Raw genomic sequence first — 5,341 nt, forward strand, 5'->3', positions numbered from 1 at the left:
GGCTCACGTCATGAAGGCCCAGTACGGCAAGCTGGGCACCAGCATGCCGGCCGACAACGAGCGTGCGCGGCGTTACGTCGCCAAGTACACGATCTGCCCCGCGGTGGCGCACGGTATCGATCACGAGATCGGCTCGGTCGAGGCCGGGAAGATGGCGGACCTGGTGCTGTGGGATCCCGCGTTCTTCGGAGTCCGTCCTTCTGCCGTGATCAAGGGCGGGGCGATAGTTGCTGCGCCGCTTGGTGATCCGAATGCTGCTATCCCGACCCCGCAGCCGGTGTTCGTTCGCCCGGCCATCGCGGCGACTCCGGGATCGGCCCCGCACCTGTCCACGACGTTCGTCTCTCCGATGGCCATCGAGGACGGTCTGGCCGATCGTCTCGGTCTCACCCGCACCCTTACCGGTGTTCGTCCGACGAGACACCTCACCAAGGCGGACATGCCGAACAACACGGCGCTGCCGTCCATCGACGTCGATCCGGAGACGTTTGCCATCAAGGTCAACGGCGACCTGATCGCGCCCAACCCCGTTGACGTGGTGCCGATGGCTCAGCGCTACATGCTGTTCTGAAACCATGTCGATCGAGACGGCATCTGCCGAGATAGCATCGATGCTCTTGGCAGACGGGCGTCTGCCTACCGGCGGTCACGCGCACTCGTCGGGGTTGGAACCGGCACTGGCGGGCGGACTCCTGCAGAGTCAGGTCCCTGACTTCATTCGCGGTCGACTCGAAACCGTCGGACTTGTCGAGGCCGCTTCAACGGTGGTCACGCGCCGCTGGGCCGTAAGTGAGGGTAGTGCAGGCGAACTCGAGGACATCTCGAGGGAACTGCTCGCTCGGACTCCCAGCGCACCGCTGCGTGAGGCGTCGATTCAGCTCGGCCGTGGGCTGGCGAGACTGGCGTCGCGATTGTGGCCGCAGCACCCCGCGGTGCAGATGCTCATGGCGCTGCCTGGGCATCCGATGCGTCCGCTCGCGTTGGGCGTCTTCACGGCGGTCTCCGGGATGGACGACCTACAGGCAGCCAGATCTTGTTTGTACGACGACGCCCAAACGGTGGCGTCGGCGGCATTGAAGCTACTGCCGGTGGATCCGGCAGAACCGGTCGAATGGTTGCTCCGAGCAGCCCCGACCATCGAAACCGTCGCCGCGGCTGCCGTAGCCGTCGAGGGCGTCGCAGATATACCCGCAACAACAGGGCCGTTGGTCGAACAATGGTCACTCGAACACCACGCTCGATCCAGGAGGATTTTCCGTGCTTGACAACCTGAACAACACCACCACTGCTGCAAGAGGTTTGAGGCTCGGCGTTGCCGGCCCCGTCGGCACCGGCAAAAGCACCCTCATCGCCACCATCTGCCGCGAACTCGCGGCGGAGTACGAGATCGCGGTGGTCACCAACGACATCTACACCGACGAGGACGCGCGACTGTTGCGCGCGGCCAACGTACTTCCGATCGAGCGCATCGTCGCAGTCGAGACCGGAGCGTGCCCGCACACGGCCATCCGTGACGACGTGACGCCGAATCTCATTGCGGTCGAAGACCTCGAGCGTCAGTTCCATCCCCTCGACATGGTGATCGTGGAAAGCGGCGGTGACAATCTGACCGCCACGTTCAGCCCGGCACTGGTCGACGCCCAGATCTTCTGCATCGACGTCGCGGGCGGCGGAGACGTCGCACGCAAGGGCGGTCCCGGAATCGAGCGGGCAGATCTGTTGGTGGTCAACAAGATCGACCTGGCCCCGTACGTCGACGTCGACGCGGTCCAGATGGTTGCCGATGCCACGGCCGCGCGTGACGGACTTCCCGTTCTCGCGCTCAGCCAGAAGGATCACTCAACGATCGACCAGCTCAGTGCGTGGCTCCGCCAGGTCATCGCATCTCATCGCGCGGGTAGTCACACCCCGCAGGATCCGGGGCCGATGGCGCCGCACTTCCATGCCGATGAAGAAGACCACGGTCACGGTCACGGGCACAGCCACTCTCACGCTCACTGATGCGCACTGGAGCTACGCGGGTCGTCGTCGAGAGAGTGGGTGACACCGCTGTTGCGCGAGAGCTGATCTCGGGCGACTTCCTGGCCCCGCGGTTCGTCGACGCTCGCGGGCTCACCGTGCGAATTGCCTTGGTAGGCCACAGTGCAACGCTGCTGGCCGGCGACGACCTGCGTATCGAATTCGTAGTCGCTCCGGGTACGTGCCTCGAGGTGATCGAGCCGTCGGGGACCGTCGCGTACAACGCGCGTGGCGGCCGGGCGTCGTGGTCGGCTTCGGCGAGCGTCGGCGCCGGTGCGGCGCTGATCTGGCGCGCGGCACCGTTTGTCGTCGCGGGCGGCGCGGATGTGACCAGGCGCGTGGATATTTCACTGGAATCCGATGCGGTTGCGCTGCTCGACGAGATGATCGTGTTCGGCCGGACCGGCGAAACCGGCGGTGCCCTTCGCTCGGATCAGCGCATTACCGTCGACGGTGACGCGCTGCTCGTGGAAACTCTCGACCTGCGTAGCGTGCCGGGCCGTTCGCTGCCGGGAATTCTCGGTGGCCATCGCGTGCTCGGTACGACCATGCTGTTGGGGATCAAGACTTCCGACGACGTCGAAGGGCACGTGACGCCGCTGGCGGGAGCAGGGATGCTGGCACGGGCCGTGGCCGATCACGCACACGAGGCGAGCGCAGCGTTGGATCCGATCTGGTCGCGGTGGCGTGGGCGGGTTTCGCAGAAGTACAGCGACTGATTCGCCCGACCGTCACACCTCGGGAGGCTGCGTCGTCCAGTATGTGACCAGGCCGAAGAGAGCCGGGCGCACGGGTTTGACGGAGGCATCATGCGAATTGTTGTTCTGGGCGGAACCGGCCAGATGGGAAAGCTGGTCGTCGAGCAGGCGAAAATCGGGGGCCATGACGTCGTCGCCGCCGCTCGATCGACGGGAGTAGACATCTCCACGGGTGCGGGGTTGGACGAAGCATTTGTCGGTGCCGACGTGGTCGTCGACGTGAGTGATCACGTCACCAACAGTGCCAAGAAGGCAATCGAGTTCTTCGAGACGGCAGCGAAGAACATCGCCGCGGCCGAAGCCAGAGCCGGCGTTAAGCATCACGTGCTGCTCTCGATCGTGAACTGCGACGATCCGCGATTGAAGTCCTTCGGTTACTACCAGGGGAAGGCTGCGCAGGAACGCGCGGTGGAAGCGTCGAGTATTCCTTTCACGATCCTGCGATCCACTCAGTGGTTCGAGTTCGGCGAGAAGACGATCGCGCTGTTCGGACTGGGGCCGATCGCGATGGTTCCTCGGATGCGGTCACAACCGGTGGCAGCGAAGACCGTTGCCGAGGCGCTCGTGACCTGCGCTCAGAACGGTCCGACCGGGAGGGCTCCGGACCTGGCCGGGCCCGAGGTCCTCGAGATCCCGGCCATGACGCGCGAGATCTTGAAATACCGTGGCCGACGTAAGTGGCTGATCCCGATCTCGATGCCGGGAGCGGGTAAGGCGATGAAGGGTGGGGCGTTGCTGCCCGCGCCGGGATCCACAACTGCAGGACCCACGTTGGAAACCTGGTTGCACGAGAACTGAATAGGAAAGGCGGCCGCGCAAGTGCGCGGCCGCCTTTTACTCACGTGGACGGTTGGGTTCAGAGATCCGGGTACGAGGTGAGGTTGTCGACCTTCTCGGTGGATTCGGGCTCTTCGGGCAGCTTGCCGGTCACCAGGAAGATGACACGTCGGCCGACCTCGACGGCGTGGTCGGCGAATCGCTCGTAGAAGCGGCCGAGCAGCGTGACGTCGACTGCGGCGGCAACGCCGTGCTTCCACTCACGGTCCATGAGGACGGTGAAGAGGTGGCGGTGGAGGTCGTCCATCGCTTCGTCTTCTTCGCGCAGACGGGCAGCGCGCTCGGGGTCGCGGGTCTCGAGGACGACCTTGGCGGCCGCGCCGATGGAGACAGCGATGCGTCCCATCTCGGCGAAGTAGCCGTTGACCTCTTCAGGAAGCACGTGGTTGGGATGTCGGCGGCGCGCGATCTTGGCGACGTGCAGGGCGAGTGCGCCCATGCGGTCGATGTCGGCGACGATCTGGATTCCGCTGCCCACCGAGCGCAGATCTCCGGCAACGGGAGCCTGCAAGGCGAGCAACGCAAACGCGCGCTCCTCGCAGATGGTGCTGAGTTCGGTGATCTTGTCGTGTTCGCCGATTACTTGTTCTGCCAGGGACAGGTCTGCCTGGAGCAGGGACTGGGTGGCGCGCTCCATAGCGGCACCTGCCAGTCCTGCCATCTCGCCGAGCGTGTCTGCAAGCTCGGTCATCTGTTCGTTGTAAGCCACGCGCATGAGGTCAGAGCCTACGTGCCGTGAAAGACCAAGTCACAAGCACCAGGTGAACGCAAGGTGAATGAACGCGTGTCAGTCGCAGGTGGTGTCGCCGGCGTTGACGCTGGCGATGTCGGCGGGCAGAGCCGTCGAGGTGCTGGTGTCGACCGACGTCGGATTTGCCGCCAGGATGGTTCCCGGGTCCGCGGGGGCGACGACGGTGCCGGCGAAATTGCTTCCGACGACGACCTCGATCATGTCTCCCATGCTCGGAGCGAGAACCAGAACCGCGCCGGGAATCGAGGACGCGACGGTCACCGCTTCAGCCTCGTAACCTGCGGCGTAGCGCACGACGGTGGTCGACGCTTGGGCATTCGCCAGGCCGGTGGCTGCGCTGAAGTTACCGACTGTGGAGATCTGGAAACCGTAGGCCGCGAGGCTGTCGGCGATTGTCGCGGCCTGCCCGGCGATTCCCGAGGCGTTGGAGACGTCGACCGAGATGTTGTAGGCGCTCATTGCCTCGACGGAAGTGGCGGCCGGCGGCGTGCTGGACGTAGGAGCGGTTGTCGTGGAACTGGTCGACGACGGTGTGGTGTCCTCGCGCTCTTCACCCGGAAGCGGATCGTCGTCGATGATCGCCTGGAAGAGGGACTTGATCTCGTCCGTGCGAGGAATCTCGTTGCCCCAGTCGTTGGTGCCGTCCGTGGGGACCGTCAAGAACGTGACCGCGCCTGCGTCGACGTTCTGGAGCGAGCGACCGAGGGTGACCAGTGACTTGGTGTCGATGTTTTCGACGAACGTGTCGCTGGTGAAGGCGTTGATGAATCCGTTGAGCTTGCTCGGATTCAGGAGGACCTGGTTGGACAGGGCCGAGCGGAGCAGCGCCGACAGGAACTTCTGCTGACGGGTGATGCGCCCGTAGTCGCCGTTGCCCTCGGCTTCGACGTGGCGAGCACGCACGTAGTTGAGGGCGGTACGGCCGTCGAGCATCTGCGTGCCGCCGGAGGCGAGGACGGTTCCGAGGATGCCGTCT

Annotated in this window: 7 protein-coding genes; 5 read left to right on the forward strand and 2 right to left on the reverse strand. The window is 64.8% G+C overall.

The features are described from left to right. The 5 genes from A2J01_RS34720 to A2J01_RS34740 all read left to right on the forward strand — a co-directional run. Positions 1 to 571, forward strand: a 571-nt coding sequence (locus A2J01_RS34720) for an amidohydrolase family protein (RefSeq protein ID WP_156519493.1), incomplete at its 5' end; no start/stop codon positions are given. 4 nt (positions 572 to 575) lie between these two features. Further along, entirely contained in the window at positions 576 to 1,265 is a 690-nt protein-coding gene (locus A2J01_RS34725) for an urease accessory protein UreF (protein ID WP_007733855.1), read from the forward strand. Beyond that, positions 1,258 to 2,001, forward strand: a complete 744-nt coding sequence (ureG, locus tag A2J01_RS34730) for an urease accessory protein UreG (RefSeq protein WP_003939705.1) — start codon at positions 1,258 to 1,260, stop codon at positions 1,999 to 2,001. The genes A2J01_RS34725 and ureG overlap by 8 nt, the downstream gene beginning before the upstream one ends. Next, positions 2,001 to 2,738, forward strand: a complete 738-nt coding sequence (locus A2J01_RS34735; protein ID WP_047271073.1) for an urease accessory protein UreD — start codon at positions 2,001 to 2,003, stop codon at positions 2,736 to 2,738. The genes ureG and A2J01_RS34735 overlap by 1 nt, the downstream gene beginning before the upstream one ends. Positions 2,739 to 2,828: 90 nt before the next feature. Next, on the forward strand, positions 2,829 to 3,575 hold the full coding sequence (locus tag A2J01_RS34740; RefSeq protein WP_003940029.1) for an SDR family oxidoreductase: 747 nt from the start codon (positions 2,829 to 2,831) through the stop codon (positions 3,573 to 3,575). Positions 3,576 to 3,633: 58 nt separating this feature from the next. Here the strand turns inward: A2J01_RS34740 and phoU are convergent, their stop codons facing one another. Beyond that, the gene (gene phoU, locus A2J01_RS34745; protein ID WP_064114480.1) at positions 3,634 to 4,329 is read right to left on the reverse strand and encodes a phosphate signaling complex protein PhoU; all 696 of its coding nucleotides are present in this window, start codon (positions 4,327 to 4,329) and stop codon (positions 3,634 to 3,636) included. A 72-nt stretch (positions 4,330 to 4,401) separates the two neighbouring features. Beyond that, the coding region (locus tag A2J01_RS34750) for an LCP family protein (RefSeq protein WP_197494363.1) at positions 4,402 to 5,341 on the reverse strand (940 nt) is incomplete at its 5' end.

This window comes from Rhodococcus sp. EPR-134 (assembly GCF_001647205.1).
Taxonomy (GTDB): Bacteria; Actinomycetota; Actinomycetes; order Mycobacteriales; family Mycobacteriaceae; genus Rhodococcus_F; species Rhodococcus_F qingshengii.